14 protein-coding genes are annotated in these 16,441 nt (G+C 73.6%); 9 read left to right on the forward strand and 5 right to left on the reverse strand.

All coding sequences use genetic code 11. The features are described 5' to 3' along the window. Window positions 1-182: 182 nt before the first annotated feature. On the reverse strand, window positions 183-620 hold the full coding sequence (locus tag ACZ5OX_RS04375; RefSeq protein ID WP_402409620.1) for a DUF3052 domain-containing protein: 438 nt from the start codon (window positions 618-620) through the stop codon (window positions 183-185). 516 nt (window positions 621-1,136) lie between these two features. Here ACZ5OX_RS04375 and aceE point away from each other — a divergent pair. Next, window positions 1,137-3,887 carry a pyruvate dehydrogenase (acetyl-transferring), homodimeric type gene (aceE, locus tag ACZ5OX_RS04380; protein ID WP_465628667.1) on the forward strand — a complete coding sequence of 917 codons (2,751 nt, stop codon included), beginning with the start codon at window positions 1,137-1,139 and terminating at the stop codon, window positions 3,885-3,887. A gap of 171 nt (window positions 3,888-4,058) precedes the next feature. Here the strand turns inward: aceE and ACZ5OX_RS04385 are convergent, their stop codons facing one another. Beyond that, window positions 4,059-5,660: an MFS transporter gene (locus tag ACZ5OX_RS04385; protein ID WP_465628668.1), complete on the reverse strand. Its 1,602-nt coding sequence runs from the start codon at window positions 5,658-5,660 to the stop codon at window positions 4,059-4,061. A 217-nt stretch (window positions 5,661-5,877) separates the two neighbouring features. On the opposite strand from ACZ5OX_RS04385, the gene ACZ5OX_RS04390 reads away from it, so the two are divergent. The 7 genes from ACZ5OX_RS04390 (at window position 5,878) to ACZ5OX_RS04420 (ending at window position 13,119) form a co-directional block, all read left to right on the forward strand. Further along, window positions 5,878-6,558: a TetR family transcriptional regulator gene (locus ACZ5OX_RS04390; RefSeq protein WP_449789162.1), complete on the forward strand. Its 681-nt coding sequence runs from the start codon at window positions 5,878-5,880 to the stop codon at window positions 6,556-6,558. A gap of 149 nt (window positions 6,559-6,707) precedes the next feature. After that, on the forward strand, window positions 6,708-8,039 hold the full coding sequence (locus tag ACZ5OX_RS04395; RefSeq protein ID WP_465628669.1) for a sensor histidine kinase: 1,332 nt from the start codon (window positions 6,708-6,710) through the stop codon (window positions 8,037-8,039). Further along, window positions 8,036-8,710, forward strand: a complete 675-nt coding sequence (locus ACZ5OX_RS04400) for a response regulator (RefSeq protein WP_402409630.1) — start codon at window positions 8,036-8,038, stop codon at window positions 8,708-8,710. The genes ACZ5OX_RS04395 and ACZ5OX_RS04400 overlap by 4 nt, the downstream gene beginning before the upstream one ends. A 157-nt stretch (window positions 8,711-8,867) precedes the next feature. Continuing rightward, window positions 8,868-9,992, forward strand: a complete 1,125-nt coding sequence (locus ACZ5OX_RS04405; RefSeq protein ID WP_465628670.1) for an alpha/beta hydrolase — start codon at window positions 8,868-8,870, stop codon at window positions 9,990-9,992. Window positions 9,993-10,020: 28 nt separating this feature from the next. Next, entirely contained in the window at window positions 10,021-11,265 is a 1,245-nt protein-coding gene (locus tag ACZ5OX_RS04410; protein ID WP_465628671.1) for an acyltransferase family protein, read from the forward strand. 84 nt (window positions 11,266-11,349) lie between these two features. Beyond that, on the forward strand, window positions 11,350-11,685 hold the full coding sequence (locus ACZ5OX_RS04415; RefSeq protein ID WP_465628672.1) for an MmcQ/YjbR family DNA-binding protein: 336 nt from the start codon (window positions 11,350-11,352) through the stop codon (window positions 11,683-11,685). 219 nt (window positions 11,686-11,904) lie between these two features. Then, on the forward strand, window positions 11,905-13,119 hold the full coding sequence (locus ACZ5OX_RS04420) for an alpha/beta hydrolase (RefSeq protein ID WP_465628673.1): 1,215 nt from the start codon (window positions 11,905-11,907) through the stop codon (window positions 13,117-13,119). Between the two features lie 26 nt (window positions 13,120-13,145). Here ACZ5OX_RS04420 and ACZ5OX_RS04425 read toward each other — a convergent pair whose 3' ends face one another. Further along, window positions 13,146-14,138 carry a helix-turn-helix transcriptional regulator gene (locus ACZ5OX_RS04425; RefSeq protein WP_465628674.1) on the reverse strand — a complete coding sequence of 331 codons (993 nt, stop codon included), beginning with the start codon at window positions 14,136-14,138 and terminating at the stop codon, window positions 13,146-13,148. Window positions 14,139-14,239: 101 nt separating this feature from the next. Here ACZ5OX_RS04425 and ACZ5OX_RS04430 point away from each other — a divergent pair, with 101 nt between their 5' ends. After that, on the forward strand, window positions 14,240-14,818 hold the full coding sequence (locus ACZ5OX_RS04430; RefSeq protein WP_465628675.1) for a TIGR03086 family metal-binding protein: 579 nt from the start codon (window positions 14,240-14,242) through the stop codon (window positions 14,816-14,818). 66 nt (window positions 14,819-14,884) lie between these two features. On the opposite strand, the gene ACZ5OX_RS04435 is transcribed toward ACZ5OX_RS04430, so the two are convergent. Both ACZ5OX_RS04435 and ACZ5OX_RS04440 read right to left on the reverse strand, forming a co-directional pair. Beyond that, window positions 14,885-15,898, reverse strand: a complete 1,014-nt coding sequence (locus tag ACZ5OX_RS04435) for an aldo/keto reductase (protein WP_465628676.1) — start codon at window positions 15,896-15,898, stop codon at window positions 14,885-14,887. Then, complete coding sequence (locus ACZ5OX_RS04440) at window positions 15,895-16,398, reverse strand: MerR family transcriptional regulator (protein ID WP_449789153.1); 504 nt, start codon at window positions 16,396-16,398, stop codon at window positions 15,895-15,897. Before ACZ5OX_RS04440 ends, ACZ5OX_RS04435 begins: the two co-directional genes overlap by 4 nt. Window positions 16,399-16,441: the final 43 nt, after the last annotated feature.

Below are 16,441 nucleotides of genomic sequence, written 5' to 3' on the forward strand. Positions count from 1 at the left end.
TGAGGCGGCCGGTCGCGGCCCCGGTCCGTTCGCCGTGCGCGAACGGGGCGGCGGGGCCGTCCGGGTGTGTCGGGGAGGGGGCGCCGGGGAACGCCGCGCCAGGGGGGCGGCGCCGGGAAATGCACCGGGCCCCGCCGGAGGGGTTCCTCCGGCGGGGCCCGGTGCGGGGCTTCAGAGCCCGCTCAGCGCTTGCCGCCCTTCGCCGTGGACTTGGTGGCGAGCCGGGTGGCCGCCCAGTCCTTGACGATGTTGATCGAGCTGGTCTGGGAGAGGCCCGCGGTCTTGGCCGCGTCGTTGATCTCGGAGGCCTCGATGTGGCCGTCCCGCCCGGTCTTGGGCGTCATCAGCCAGATCAGGCCGCCCTCAGCGAGGTACTCCAGCGCGTCGACGAGGGCGTCGGTGAGGTCCCCGTCGTCGTCGCGGTGCCACAGCAGGACGGCGTCGGCGACGTCGTCGTAGTCCTCGTCGACGAGATCCGTACCGGTGAGCTCCTCGATGCCCTCGCGGAGGTCCTGGTCAGTGTCTTCGTCGTACCCCAGCTCCTGGATGATCTGGCCTTCTTCGAAGCCGAGACGGGTCGCCGGGTTGGACTTGTCCGCGGGGTCCGCGGTCGCGCTCACGGGAATAACCTCCAGTATTCGGCTCGGCATCCATGCCGAGGCTGTGGCCGTAGTCCACACGGGCGCGGCGGTTCGCGCAAGTACCCGACCCCCGATCCCCTCCAAAGGTTGACGTGTCGCAGCGGGACACGCCGCGCGGCGTGGCGGGAATCACACCGATTTGCCCTTTTCTGCATGGGCCGAGGATGCTTCGGGTGGTCCTGGCCCACAGGCCGTACGCACGACCGAGATGCGAACGGCATTCGGGTCCGCGCGTGCGCGGGCGTAGAGTCTCCTGTTGGCCCTCACCCCGGCCGCCCGCCATCGGGCGGACGGGACACCAGGTCGGACCACCTCTTTTCGTAACACCCGGGGGTGTGCGGAGCGGACGAAGACGCCCGCACCGCGCGCCACCAGACCGGACCGCCCACCAGGCGGAACGGTTACCGATCGGTAGAGATGACGGATCTCCGAGCGCGGTAGCACGATGGAGGCGGCGCGACACACCTCAGTTTCGACCGACAGTGAAGGAACAGCGTGGCTTCCGGATCCGATCGCAACCCGATCATCATTGGCGGCCTTCCGAGTCAGGTCCCGGACTTCGATCCCGAGGAGACCGCGGAATGGCTGGAGTCGCTCGATGCGGCCATCGACGAGCGGGGGCGTGAGCGTGCCCGTTACCTGATGCTGCGGCTGATCGAGCGCGCCCGCGAGAAGCGTGTCGCCGTGCCCGAGATGCGCAGCACGGACTACGTCAACACCATCGCGACCAAGGACGAACCGTTCTTCCCCGGCAACGAGGAGATCGAGCGCAAGATCCTCAACGCGACCCGGTGGAACGCGGCCGTCATGGTCTCCCGGGCCCAGCGCCCGGGCATCGGCGTCGGTGGCCACATCGCCACCTTCGCCTCCTCCGCGTCGCTGTACGACGTCGGCTTCAACTACTTCTTCCGCGGCAAGGACGCCGAGGGCGAGTCCGGCGACCAGGTCTTCTTCCAGGGCCACGCCTCCCCCGGCATCTACGCCCGCGCCTTCCTGCTGGACCGACTGTCCGAGCAGCAGCTCGACGCGTTCCGCCAGGAGAAGTCGAAGGCGCCTTACGGCCTCTCCAGCTACCCGCACCCGCGGCTGATGCCGGACTTCTGGGAGTTCCCGACCGTCTCGATGGGCCTCGGCCCGCTCGGCGCGATCTACCAGGCCCGGATGAACCGCTACCTGGAGCACCGCGGCATCAAGGACACCTCCGACTCGCAGGTCTACGCCTTCCTCGGCGACGGCGAGATGGACGAGCCCGAGTCGCTCGGCCAGCTGTCCCTGGCCGCCCGCGAGGGCCTGGACAACCTGACCTTCGTGGTCAACTGCAACCTGCAGCGCCTGGACGGCCCGGTCCGCGGCAACGGCAAGATCATCCAGGAGCTGGAGTCCCAGTTCCGGGGCGCCGGCTGGAACGTGATCAAGCTCATCTGGGACCGCAGCTGGGACCCGCTGCTCGCGCAGGACCGCGACGGCGTCCTGGTGAACAAGCTGAACACCACGGTGGACGGCCAGTTCCAGACCTACGCCACCGAGTCCGGCCAGTACATCCGCGAGCACTTCTTCGGCGGCGACCTGCGCCTGCGCGCCATGGTCGAGAACATGTCCGACCAGCAGATCCAGCACCTGGGTCGCGGCGGCCACGACCACAAGAAGATCTACGCGGCGTTCAAGGCGGCCCGCGAGCACAAGGGCCAGCCGACGGTCATCCTCGCCCAGACGGTCAAGGGCTGGACGCTGGGCCCCAACTTCGAGGGCCGCAACGCCACCCACCAGATGAAGAAGCTGACGGTCGAGGACCTGAAGCGCTTCCGCGACCGGCTGCACCTGCCGATCACCGACAAGCAGCTCGAGGACGGCCTCCCGCCGTACTACCACCCGGGCCGCGACTCGGAGGAGATCCAGTACATGCACGACCGCCGGGAGGAGCTCGGCGGCTACGTGCCGACCCGCAAGGTCCGCCCGCGGAAGCTGGAGCTGCCCGGCGACGACGCGTACAAGGCGGTCAAGAAGGGTTCCGGCAACCAGACCATCGCCACCACCATGGCGTTCGTCCGGCTGCTCAAGGACCTCATGCGGGACAAGGGCATCGGCAACCGCTTCGTGCCGATCGCGCCGGACGAGTACCGCACCTTCGGCATGGACTCGCTCTTCCCGTCGGCGAAGATCTACAACCCGCTCGGCCAGACCTACGAGTCGGTCGACCGGGACCTCCTCCTCGCCTACAAGGAGTCGCCGACCGGCCAGATGCTGCACGACGGCATCTCCGAGGCGGGCTGCACCGCCTCGCTGATCGCCGCCGGCTCGTCCTACGCCACCCACGGCGAGCCGCTGATCCCGGTGTACGTCTTCTACTCGATGTTCGGGTTCCAGCGCACCGGCGACCAGTTCTGGCAGATGGCCGACCAGCTGGCCCGCGGCTTCGTGCTGGGCGCCACCGCCGGCCGCACCACGCTGACCGGTGAGGGCCTGCAGCACGCCGACGGCCACTCGCACCTGCTGGCCTCGACCAACCCGGGCGTCGTGGCCTACGACCCGGCGTACGGCTTCGAGATCGCGCACATCGTCCAGGACGGTCTGCGCCGGATGTACGGCTCCAGCGCCGAACACCCGCACGGCGAGGACGTGTTCTACTACCTCACCGTCTACAACGAGCCGATCAAGATGCCGGCCGAGCCCGAGAACGTGGACGTCGAGGGCATCCTCAAGGGTCTGCACAAGTACGCGCCGGGCACCGCCGGCCAGATCCCGGCCCAGATCCTCGCCTCCGGCGTGGCCGTGCCGTGGGCCCTGGAGGCCCAGCGCATCCTCGCCGAGGAGTGGAACGTCAAGGCCGACGTCTGGTCCGCGACCTCCTGGAACGAGCTGCGCCGCGACGCGGTGGAGGCCGAGGAGTTCAACCTGCTGCACCCCGAGGAGCAGCAGCGGGTGCCGTACGTCACCCAGAAGCTCCAGGGCTCCGAGGGCCCGGTCGTCGCGGTGTCCGACTGGATGCGCGCGGTGCCGGACCAGATCGCCCGCTGGGTGCCGGGCCAGTACCAGTCGCTGGGCGCCGACGGCTTCGGCTTCGCCGACACCCGTGGCGCGGCCCGTCGCTTCTTCCACATCGACGCGCAGTCGGTCGTCCTGGCGGTGCTCACCGAGCTCGCCAAGCAGGGCAGGATCGACCGCTCGGCGCTGAAGGACGCGATCGACCGCTACCAGCTGCTGGACGTGGCCGCGGCCGACCCGGGTGCCGCCGGCGGCGACGCCTGATCAGCCCGTAGGCACTGAGGGGCCGGACTCCCGCACGGGGGTCCGGCCCTTCGGCGTAAACGGCGGGCCCGCCCCGCACCCCCGGTGTGGCCCCGGGCCCGCGCGAGCACCACGACGGCCCCGGACTCCGAGGAGTCCGGGGCCGTGGCGTTGCGGCGTCGGGGGAGCCCGTCAGATGTGCACGGCCGGGCCCGCGTCGGTGGTGCCGCGGCGGGTGAGCAGGCCGAGCACGGCGGCGCCGAAGGCCACCACGGCGGCCACCGCGAAGGCGAGCGACATGCCGCTCACGAAGGACTCGTGGACGGCGCCGGCCATCGCGTCCACCGCCTGCTGCGGGGTGCCGGCCGGGGCCGGCGGGGCGATGCCGAGCTGGGCGGCCTGCTTGAGGCCCTCGCCCGCCGCGCCCTCGACCGGCGGCAGGCCGGCCTTGGCCCAGTTGCCCGGAAGCACGTCGCCGACCTTCGCGGCCATCAGCGCGCCCAGCACCGCGGTGCCGAGGCTGCCGCCGACCTGCATCGCGGCCTGCTGGAGGCCGCCGGCCACGCCGGAGAGCTCCAGCGGGGCGTTGCCGACGATCACCTCGGTGGCGCCGACCATGACCGGGCTGATGCCGAGGCCCATCAGGACGAACCAGAGCGACATCACGCCGTTGCCGGAGCCGGTGTCCAGGGTGGACATGCCGTACATCGCGGTGGTGGTGATCAGCATGCCGGCCACGATCGGGATGCGCGGGCCCAGCTTGCCGATCGCGATGCCGGCCAGCGGCGAGCCGACGATCATCATGCCGGTCATCGGCAGCAGGTGGACGCCGGCCTCGACCGGCTTCATCCCGTGCACGTTCTGGAGGTAGAAGGTCACGAAGAAGATCGCGCCGAAGAACGCGAAGGCCATCAGCACCATCAGCAGCACGCCCGCCGACAGCGGCACCGAGCGGAACAGGCCGAGCGGGATCAGCGGCTCCTTCGCCCGGCCCTGCCAGAGCGCGAACAGCACCATCAGGACCACCGCGCCGCCCAGGAACAGCAGCGTCCTGGTGTCGCCCCAGCCCCACTCGGGGGCCTTGATGATGCCGAAGACCAGCGCGAACATCCCCACCGAGAGCAGCGCGATGCCGGGCAGGTCGAAGGACTTGGCGGCGTTCTCGGCCCGGACGTCCCTGAGGATCCACAGGCCCAGCGCCAGCGCGATCAGGCCGACCGGGATGTTGATGAAGAACACCGACTCCCAGTTGACGTGCTCGACCAGCAGGCCGCCGACGATCGGGCCGGCCGCGGTGGAGGCGCCGATCACGCCGCCCCAGATGCCGATCGCCATGTTGAGCTTCTCGGCCGGGAAGGCCCCGCGCAGCAGGCCGAGCGCGGCCGGCTGGAGCAGCGCGCCGAACAGGCCCTGGAGCACCCGGAAGGCGATCACGGTCTGGATGTTGCCGGCGAAGCCGATCGCGGCCGAGGTGGCGGCGAAGCCCACCGCGCCGACCAGGAAGGTGGTCTTGTGGCCGAAGCGGTCACCGATCTTGCCGGCGGTGATCAGGAAGACCGCCAGGGCCAGCAGGTAGCCGCTGGTGACCCACTGGATCTCGGAGGGCGCCGCGTGCAGCTTCTCCTGGATCACCGGGTTGGCGATGGCGACGATCGTGCCGTCCAGCGCGACCATCATGACGCCGACCGCGACGGTCAGCAGGGTCAGCCAGGGGTGCCCCTTGAGGCCGCCCCCCGACGGTGGGTTCGGCGGCGGTGTGTCCGCCTCGGAGTTCTTCACGACGGACTGGCTCATCTGGGCCCTCCGGGGGCGTGGCTCGGTTCAGGACGTGGTCGTGGCGCCCCGGCCCACCCGTCCCCACAGGTGCCCCGGCCCGACGGGCGCCACCTCGGCAGATTATGTCAGCCTCTGACATACGGCAAACAGTGACTTCTGACCAGCACTGACATTTGTCAGAGCGCTAAGGTTGTGCTCCCACCCGCCACACCCCGCGCTCCGGAAGGCCCCCGCCATGGCCGCTCACGCCCCCCGCACCACCGACGCCCCGGAGGGCCCCGCCCGCACACCGGGGCTGCGCGAGCGCAAGAAGCAGCAGACCCGGGACGCCCTGATCCAGGCCGCCCACGTGCTCTTCCTCCGGCAGGGCTTCGCCCACACGACCGTCGACGAGATCGCCTCCGCCGTCGACGTCTCCCAGCGCACCTTCTTCCGCTACTTCGCCAACAAGGACGAGGTCGCGCTCGCCGTGATGGCCGTGGCCGAGGACTACTTCATCGAGTGCCTGCGCCGCCGCCCGGCCGAGGAGACCCCGCTCCAGGCCCTGCGCGCCGCGATCGTCAAGGCCTGGCTCGACCTCGGCAGCGCGGAGGCCTCCGGCCCCGACTCGATCCACAGCGCCCTCGAACTCATGCGGATGATCGAGGAGACGCCCCCGCTGCTCGCCGCCCACCTGCGCCGGGTCACCGAGCAGGAGCAGGTGGTGATCCAGGTGCTCGCCGAACGCGAGGGCCTGGACCCGGCCGAGGACCTGCGCCCGGCCGTGCTCGCCGCCGTCTTCGCCAGCCTGCTGCGCTCGGCCCACCTGGCCTGGAGCGTCGAACGCGAGCCGGCCGGCCCCGAGGGCATGGTCGCGGTGATCGAGCGCTACTTCGACCAGCTCGGCCCCGCCCTGGCCGGCCACTGGCGCCCGTAGCACCACCCACCCGTGGCAACCACCCACCCGTAGCACCGCCCGGGCCCCGCCCGTCATACCGGGGTATCACCCGATACCCCGGTACCACCCGGAAGTTCGCGCTCCAGTCCGACGCCCGACACGGGCCCGGCCGCCTAGGGTGGCCCCCGATGAAGACGCCCACCAGAGCCGACGGCCGCGGGTTCGCGCTGCGCCAACTGCGCACCCTGCGGCACCACCTGACCACCCCGAGCGAGGACCACACCCCGCTGCTCGGGGACTCCCGCCGGCGCTGGGTGCGCCGGCTCCCGTACATCGTCGTGATCATCCTGCAGGCCTCGCTGATCCCCACCGGGATCGTCAACCTGGTCGACTTCTACGACCTGGCGGTGCCGGTGGCCGGCGCGCTGACCGTCGCCCAGACCACGCCGCTGTTCCTCGCCGTCACCCGGCCGCTGGCCGCCTGGTGGATCAGCGCCGCCAGCCTGGTCGCCACCGCCGCCATCACCGCCCGCCACCACCAGGCGATGGGCAGCTGGCCGTGGACGGCTCCGATGATCATCGCGTACGTCTTCCTGCTGCTCGCCCTCGCGCTGCGGGAGAGCCGGGCCACCCTGGTCTCGGTCTGGGTCGCCACCGTCCTGCTCACCGTGGTCACCACCACCCTCGGCCTGCCCCGACCCGGCGACGGCACCACCGTGCTGCTGATCGCACTCAGCGGCGCCGCGCTGCTGCTCGGCTGGGCCGTCCGGGACCGCGCCGTGGCCCGCCGACTGCTCACCGAGCAGGAGCAGATCAGCGAGGTCGAACGCGAACGCCGCACGCTGCTGGAGGAACGCGCCCGGATCGCACGGGAGTTGCACGACGTGGTGGCCCACCACATGTCGGTCATCGCGGTGCAGGCGGCCAGCGCGCCGTACCGGATCGGCGGCGTACCGGACGAGGCCGCCGAGGAGTTCACCGCGATAGCCGGCACCGCCCGCGAGTCGCTGGCCGAGATGCGCCGGCTGCTCGGCGTGCTGCGCAGCGAGGAGTCCGGCGGGGACAGGGCGCCCCAGCCCGGGGTCGGCCAACTCGCCCAGCTGGTCGAGACGGTGGGCCGGGCCGGGGTGCCGGCCGAACTGACCCTGGAGCCGGACGCGGCGGACCTGGCGGACCTGGTGCCGCAGGCCGTCGGGCTGTCCGCGTACCGGATCGTGCAGGAGGCGCTGGCCAACGTGGTGCGGCACGCCCCCGGCGCGCGGACCTGGGTCTCGTTGGCCACGGACGGCCCGGCGCTGCTGGTGACGGTGGTCAACGCGCCCCCGCCGCAACACACCGAGTCGCTGGAGGCCTCGGTGGAGGGCACCGGGCAGGGGCTGGTCGGAATGCGCGAACGCGTCCGGCTGGTCGGTGGCAGGCTGGACACCGGTCCGCTGCCGGACGGCGGCTTCAAGGTGGCCGCCGCCCTGCCCCTCGACCGCCCCGACAGCCCCGACAACCCCCGGGAGACCACCGCATGACCATCCGCGTGATCATCGTCGACGACCAGGCCATGGTGCGCGCCGGCTTCGCGGCCCTGCTCAACGCCCAGAGCGACATCGACGTGGTGGGGGACGCGGCGGACGGCGCCCAGGCCCTGGAGGTCAACGGCCGCACCCACCCGGACGTGGTGCTGATGGACGTCCGGATGCCCGTCATGGACGGCCTGGAGGCGGCCCGGCGGCTGCTCGACCCCGAGGTGCCCGGCGCCCACCGGCCCAAGGTGCTGATGCTGACCACCTTCGACGTGGACGACTACGTGTACGAGGCGCTGCGCGCCGGGGCCAGCGGCTTCCTGCTCAAGGACGCCCCGCCGGCCGACCTGATCGCCGCGGTCCGGGTGGTCGCCGCCGGCGAGGCGCTGCTCGCCCCCTCGGTGACCCGCCGGCTGATCGAGGACTTCGCCCGCACCCGCCCGGCGAAGCGCCGCGACCCCAAGGTGCGGCTCAACGGCCTGACCCCGCGCGAGACCGAGGTGCTGGAGCTGATCGCCCGCGGCCTGTCCAACCAGGAGATAGCCGCCGGACTGGTGCTCGCCGAGCAGACCGTCAAGACGCACATCGGGCGGATCCTCGCCAAGCTCGGCCTGCGCGACCGCGCCCAGGCGGTCGTCCTGGCCTACGAGTCGGGCCTGGTGACACCGGGTCAGTAGCTCGTGCCCGCCCGCTCGGGCGACCCCCCTGATACCCGGGTAGCACCCGGGAGTTGGCCCCGCGGTGTGACGTCCGCGGGGCCGTCGCGTTCCTACCTTCCTCTCCACCGGACGCCGAACCGACTCGGCGGCCGCGCCGACGAGGGGGAGCACGGACATGCGCAGGTTCCGGACCAGGCGGGCGATCGCCGCCACCGCGCTGGCACTGGCGGTGGCGCTCGGCACGGGCGGCTGGGCCGCCGACACCCAGACCCCCGTCACCGGCCCGCCGCCCGGCAGCGCCGCCTGGACCGCCGACACCTCGCTCGGCGTGCGGCCGCCCGACCCGGCCACCGCCGCCCCGGCCCTGGTCGCCGCGTTCTTCGCCGGGTTGGCCCCGGCCACGCAGGAGGCCCTGGCCGCCCGGCACCCGCTGGTGGTCGGCAACCTGGACGGCGCCCCGGTCGCCCTCCGGTACCGGGCCAACGCCCTCGCCCTGGCCGCCGAACGCACCCGCGAACTCGCCCGGGCCACCGACCCCGCACTCACCCCGCAGGACCACGCGGCCGCCCGCACCCGGGCCGAGCGCTACCGCGCCCTGCTGGACGGCGGCCGCCAGGTCCTCGCCTTCGACCCGCGCGGCCGCGGCCAGGTCGCCGAGGTGTACGGCGACCTCGCCACCGCCCACCGCACCGCCGTGATCGTCCCCGGCTCGGACATCGACCTGCTCCGCTTCGACCGCGCCTCCGACCCGTACGGCACCCCCGCCGGCATGGCCCGCGCCCTCCTGGACGCCACCGGCGGGCAGACCGCCGTGATCGCCTGGGCCGGCTACACCACCCCGCTCGGCCTCGGCCCGGACGCCGCCACCGAGGACCTGGCCCGGGCCGGCGCCCCGCGCCTCACCCGGCTGCTCGACGGACTCGCCGTCACCACCCGCCCGCAGGCCCCGCCCACCGTGTTCTGCCACAGCTACGGCTCCGTGGTCTGCGGCCTGGCCCGCCCCACGCCCGCGCAGGCCTCCGGCGTGGTGGTGCTCGGCTCGCCCGGCATGGGCGTCGACTCGGCCGCCGACCTCGACCCCGGCGTCCCGCTCTGGGCCACCGCCCGCAACGGCTCCGACTGGATCGGCGAGGTGCCCAACGTCCGGCTGTTCGGCCTCGGCCACGACGCCGACCCGACCACCCCCGGCTTCGGGGCCCGCCCGCTGCCCGCGACCGGATCCCACGGCCACACCGGCTACTTCGCCCCCGGCACCGCCTCCCTCGCCGCCTACGCCGACGTCGCGCTCGGCCACGCCTGACCGCCCGCACCGGAAGGAACACCACGCCATGGCCGGCACCACCACCCCCAGCCCGCTCACCGCCCTGCGCCGCGCCGCCGCCCGCGTCGACGCGAAGACCCCGGCCGACCGCGACCGCGCCCTGGACGGGCTGCGCGCCCTGGCCCTGCTCGCCGTACCCGTCGGGCACTGGATGCTCGGCGGCTTCACCCGCACCCCCGACGGCGCCCTGCACAACGCCAGCCCGCTCTCCACCCTCGGCTTCTTCGCCCCGCTCAGCTGGGTGCTCCAGATGCTCGGGGTGTTCTTCCTGGTCGGCGGCCACTCCTCGGTCCGCTCGCTGGAGCGCGCCCGGGCCAAGGGCCTGCGGACCCGCGACTGGCTGTGGGCCCGTACCGTCCGGCTGCTGCGCCCGGTGCTCGGGGTGGCGGCCGTCTGGGCGGCACTGGTCCCGCTGCTGCCCGCGCTCGGCGTCCCCGCGGACACCCTGCGCACCGGCGCCACCCTGGTGGTGCAGCCGCTCTGGTACATCGCCGTCTACCTGGGGCTGACCGCGCTCACCCCGCTCTGCGTGGCCGCCGGGCGCCGGCTCGGCGGCTGGTCGGCGGGCCTGCCGGTGCTCGTGGTCGCCGCCGTCGACCTGCTGCGGTACGGGCCGTGGGCCGGGGCGGTGCCGTCCTGGGTGGCGCTGCTGAACATCCTGCCGGGCTGGTTGTTCGGCTACCAGCTGGGCGTGCTCTGGGCACAGGGCCGGCTCGGCCGCCCGGCGGCCCGGGTGCTGCTGCTCGGCGGCGGGGCGCTGTTCGCCGCGCTGCTGCTGGTCTTCCACTACCCGGCCAGCATGGTCGGCGTGCCGGGGGCCGCGCGGACCAACTCGCACCCGCCGTCCCTGCTGGTGCTCGCCCTGGCCGCGTTCCAGTGCGGCGCCGCGGTGCTGCTGCGGGAGCGGCTGGGCCGGCTGCTGACCCGCCGCCCGCTGCTGTGGCTGCCGGTCGTGGTGGTCAACCTGTCGGCGATGACGGTCTTCTGCTGGCACCAGAGCGCGATGCTCGCGGTCGCGGTGCCGGGCGCGGCCGTCCTGGGCGCCGTCCCGGGCCTGACCACCGCGCCGGACTCGCTCGGCTGGGTGGCCGCCCGGCTGGCGCTGCTGCCGCTGTTCGGCGCCGTACTGGTGGCGGTCGGCTGCTTCACCCGCCGGTTCGACGGCCCGTGGACGGCCTTCTCCCGGGGCGGCAAGGCGGTGGCCGGGGCAGCGGCGGCGCTGTTCGCCGCGTACGCGCTGGGCGTGGTGTGACGGCGCGCCAGGCGTGAGCCGCCCCCGGTGCGCCGTGCCGCGCGCCGGGGGCGCGCTGTCGGTGCCCTGCCCTACCCTGCCGCCATGGTGACGTTCGACGAGTTCCGCGCGATGGCTCTGGCCCTGCCCGAGGCCGCCCAGGAGCCGACCTGGGACATCGAGACGCTGCGGGTCCGCGGCCGGATCTTCGCGATGGGCGCGCCCGACGGGGAGCGCGTCAGCGTGAAGGCCTCCCCCGAGGACCAGGCCGAACTGCTCGCCGCCGAGCCCGAGGTGTTCTTCCCCGCCCCGTACGTCGGGCGCCACGGCTGGGTGAGCGTCCGGCTGGACCTGGTGGACCGGGACGAGCTGCACGACCTGGTCACCGAGGCCTGGCGGCGGACGGCGCCGAAGCGCCTGGTGCGCGAGTTCGACGCCTGAGCGCCACCCGCCGGCCCCTGTGGCACCCGGCCGCACGCACCGCCCGAACCACTGGGAGACGCCGTGAGGACACCCCCGGTTCATGTGATCCATCCCACAGTTTAGGCGTTCCCGCCGCCCCTTCGGGCCCCCTAGGCTTGCGCAGGGAAGTCAGCAGAACCATCGCACCCTCCGGGCACCGCCCGCGAAACGGTGACGGGCCCCAAGGGAGTTGGTGCGGTGCGCAACCGTCGACGCTGGAAGCGGGTACTGATCGGGGCGTTCGCCGGCTGCGCGGTGCTCGCCGACGCCGGAGCCTCCGCCGCCGCGGCCGCGGTCTCCTCCGAACAGCTGGCGATCTCCACGCCTCCGGCCGGCAGCGCCGCCTGGATCCAGGACCACTCCTTCGGCCGCTCCCTGCCCGACCCGGCCACCACCACGCCGGCCGCCGCCGCGGCGTTCTTCGCCTCGCTCGCGCCCACCGAACTGGACCGGCTGATCCAGGACTACCCGCTGGTCGTCGGCAACTACGACGGCGCCCCGCTGGACCTGCGCTACCGCGCCAACCGGATCGCCCTGGCCGCCGAGCGCGACCAGGCCCGGGCCCGCGCCGCGGACCGAAAGCTGGACTCCGACGCCCGCGCGCTGGCCGTCTCCCGCGCCAACGACGTCGAGCACCTGCTCGCCCCGGACCGGCAGGTCCTGGCCTTCGACCCGCGCGGCCGCGGCCTGGTCACCGAGGTGTGGGGCGACCTCGCCGACGCCGAGCGGATCTCCGTGCTCGTCCCCGGCTCGGACGCCGACCTCGGCCACCACGACCAGGCCGCCGATCCGCTGCGCTCCCCGGCCGGGATGGCCCGCGCCCTGTACACCGAGGAGCGGCACCAGGCGCCGGGCACCCGGACCGCCGTGATCTCCTGGACGGGCTACGTCACCCCCTCCGGCCTCGGCCCGGACGCGGCCACCTCCCGGCTCGCCGACGTCGCCGCCCCCCGGTTGGAGCGGCTGCTCGCCGGGCTCAAGGAGACCACCCGGCCGGACGCGCCGCCGTCGCTGCTCTGCCACTCGTACGGCTCGGTGGTCTGCGGCACCGCCGCTCCGGACATCCCGCGTGCGGCCGCCTCGCCGTCCGACACCTCCGGCGTCACCGACCTGATGGTCTTCGGCAGCCCGGGCATGGGCGTGCAGAGCACCACCGAGCTGGGCGCCGGCGTGCACGTCTGGGCCACCCGCAACCCCAGCGACTGGATCGGCAACGTGCCGTTCCTGGAGGTCGGCGGGCTCGGCCACGGCGCCGACCCGACGGCGAGCGGCTTCGGATCCGAGCAGATCTCCTCGGCCCGCGCGGTCGGCCACAACGGCTACTTCAGCGGGGGCACCGACAGCCTGCACAACTTCGCGGCGATCTCGCTCGGCCACTACCAGGACGTGCTCCGGCCGAACCCCAACCAGTAGGGGCCCGGCGCCTGGACGCCCGGCGCCTAGGCACCCTGCTCCTGGTACAGCCGCAGGGCGTCCGCCGCCGCCCGGGCCAGCTCCCGCCGGGCGGCCGGCGGGGCCAACACCTCGACCTCCGCCCCGAAGGCCAGCAGCGACCGGACGGCCGCCGGGGCCGGGAAGGCCATCGCCACCTCGACCCACTCCTCGGCCGGCCCCGCGCCCGGCTCCGGCGGCGGGGCGGTGACCCGGCCGCCGTGGATGCGCAGGAACATGTCCAGCCGTCCGCGCCGGACCCGTACCCGCACCGGCACGTCCTTCGGCAGCCGCTCCACCTGCTCGCGCAGCACCGCCCAGACGTCGCCTAGTCCGACCCCGGCCCGGCGCCGCACCGCCTCCTCGGTGGTCTCGGCGGCCAGCACCCGGTCGGCCCGGAACAGCCGCGGCTCGCCGTGCAGGTCGGCCACCAGGTACCAGACCGCGGCCTTGCTCACCAGCCCGTACGGGTCGACGGTGTACTCCACCGGCGCGGGCGTGCCGCCGTGCCGGTAGCGCAGCCGCAGCCGCCGGTCCGCGAAGACGGCGTACTGCAGTTCGCCGAGGTCCGGCCCGGCGGCGGGGCCGGCCGCGCCGGGGGTCTGCATCCAGCGGGCCGGGTCGACCAGGATCCGCTCGCTGATCCGCTCGGCGCCGGGCCGGTGCGGGGCCGGCAGCGCGGCCATCACCTTGCGCAGCGCCGAGCCGAGCGCGCCGTCCAGCCCGAGGTCGCTGTGCGCGCCCTGGGCGGAGAGCACGAACAGCGCCCTGGCCTCGTCCGCGGTCAGGCCGGTGACGTCGGTGCGGTAGCCGGGCAGCAGGCCGATGCCGCCGTGCCGCCCGCGTTCGGTGAACACCGGCACCCCGGCGGCGGAGAGCGACTCGACGTCGCGGTAGATGGTGCGCACGGACACCTCCAGCCGCTCGGCGAGTTCGGTGGCGGACACCTGGCCGCGGGTCTGGAGCAGCAGGAGGATCGAGAGCAGGCGGTCGGCCTTCATGCACCAAGAATCCCAGTAATCCTGACGGCAGTTGTCAGGTTTTACTGGGAGATTGCGTTCCGAGCCCGAAGAACCACCCGACACCAGGGAGTTGAGCGCGGATGACCGCCGTCCAGGATGCCCGACCGCAGTACCGCAGTGCCCTCGACCAGCTGGAGAAGCTGTTCGCCACGATCACCCCGGCCGACCTCGAACGGCCCACGCCCTGCCCCGAGTTCACCCTGCGCCAGCTGCTGAACCACGTGGTCGGCGGCGTCCACCGGTTCGCCTACCTGGGCGAGGGCGGCAACGCCCGGGACGTCGTGGCCGCCATCGAGGACCCCTCGGACGAGGGCTGGCCGGCCGCACTGGGCCGCGCCCGGGCCCGGGTGACCGCCGCCTGGGCGGACGACGCCAAGCTCGGCCGCCCGACCGTCGCCCCCTGGGGCGAGGTGCCCGGCGCGGCGGCGGTGGGCGGCTACCTGATGGAACTGGTGACCCACTCCTGGGACATCGCCGTCGCCCTGGACAACGGCTTCGCCCTGGACGACGACCTGGCGCGGACCGCGCTGGGCATCGCCGAGTCCGCGCTGCCGGCCGAACGGCGGGTGCCGGGCGTCCCGTTCGCCGCCGTCCGGCCGGTCGCAGAGGACGCCGACGTGCACACCCGGCTGGCCGCCTGGACCGGCCGTACGGTCTGACCCGACGCGGCGGGGCCGGGGAGCGCCGAACGGACTCCCCGGCCCCGCCGGGCCGTCGGCGTCCGGCTACTCGCGCGCGGCCGAGGTCGAGCTCATGTCCGCGTAGCGGTTGCCCGCCACCCGGCCGGCCACCGGCTCCAGCAGCGCCAGCTCCTCGGCGGTCAGCCGCAGCGTCGCCGCCGCGGTGTTCTCGGCGAGCCGGCTGCGCTTGCGGGTGCCCGGGATCGGCACCACGGCCAGCCCGTGCACCTCGGCCCGCTGGTGCACCCAGGCCAGCGCGACCTGGGCGAGCGTCACGCCGTGGGCCGCCGCGATCTCCCGCAGCGGGGCGAGCAGTTCGCCGTTGGCGGCGGCGTTGTCGCCGGTGAAGCGCGGGAAGTTCCGCCGGAAGTCGTCCGCCGGGAGCTCCTCGGCGTTCTGGAAGGCGCCGGTCAGGAACCCGCGCCCGAGCGGCGAGTACGGCACGAAGGCGACGCCCAGCTCCGCGGCGGCCGGCACCGCCGTGCGCTCGACGTCGCGGGCGAACACCGACCACTCGGACTGCAGCGCGGCGATCGGGTGGACCGCGTGCGCCTCGCGCAGCTCCGCCCCGGTCACCTCGGACAGGCCGAGGTGGCGCACCTTGCCGGCCTCCACCAGCTCGGCCATGGCGCCGACCGAGTCGGCCAGCGGCACGGCCGGGTCGCGGCGGTGCATGTAGTACAGGTCGATCACGTCGACGCCGAGGCGGCGCAGCGAGGCGTCGACCGCGGTCCGGATGTACTCCGGGTCGTTGCGGATGCCGCGGACGGAGGCGTCCTGCGCGGAGCGCACGATGGAGAACTTGGTGGCGAGCACCACCTTGTCCCGGTTGGCCCGGACGAAGGGGCCGATCAGCTCCTCGTTGCGGCCGGAGCCGTACATGTCGGCGGTGTCGAAGAGGGTGACGCCGGCCTCCAGCGCGGCGTCCAGGGTGGCGAGCGCCTCACCGGTGTCGGTGTGGCCGTAGAACTCGCTCATGCCCATGCAGCCGAGGCCCTGGACGCCCACCAGCGGGCCTCCGGTGCCGAGTTCGACGGTGGGAAGGACGGTCTGAGTCATGCGCTCTGCTCTTCCTCTACACGGATGTTCTGGCATTGGACCGGGGCACCGGTGCCGTCGGCGACCTTCCCGGCATAGAGATCGATCTTGTAGTCGAGGACGGCGAGGGTGGCCTGGAGGTCCACGATCCGCTGCCGGACCTCCTCGCGCTGGGCCTCCAGGAGCAGCCGCCGGTCCTCGTAGGTCCGCTCGCCCTGGCGGGCCATGTCCACGTACTTGAGCATGTCCGCCACGGACATGCCGGTCAGCCGCAGCCGGCCCAGGAAGGCCAGCCGGTGCAGGTCGGCGTCGCAGTAGCGGCGCCGGCCCCCCGCGGCCCGGCCGACCGGGTCCAGCAGGCCGATCCGCTCGTACCAGCGCAGGGTGTGGGCGGTCAGTCCGCTGGCCGCGGCGACCTCGCTGATGGTGTGCCGCGGCGAGCGGTCCGGATCGCCGGCCGGGCTGCTGAACACCTCGGAGCAGCTGCGCAGGTCGATCTCGACGCGTTCGGGTGTGGCCATCGCTCGTTCCCCCTGTCCTGTGCGACGTGAACGACGCTACCGA

The organism is Kitasatospora sp. NPDC032121 (genome assembly GCF_055580145.1).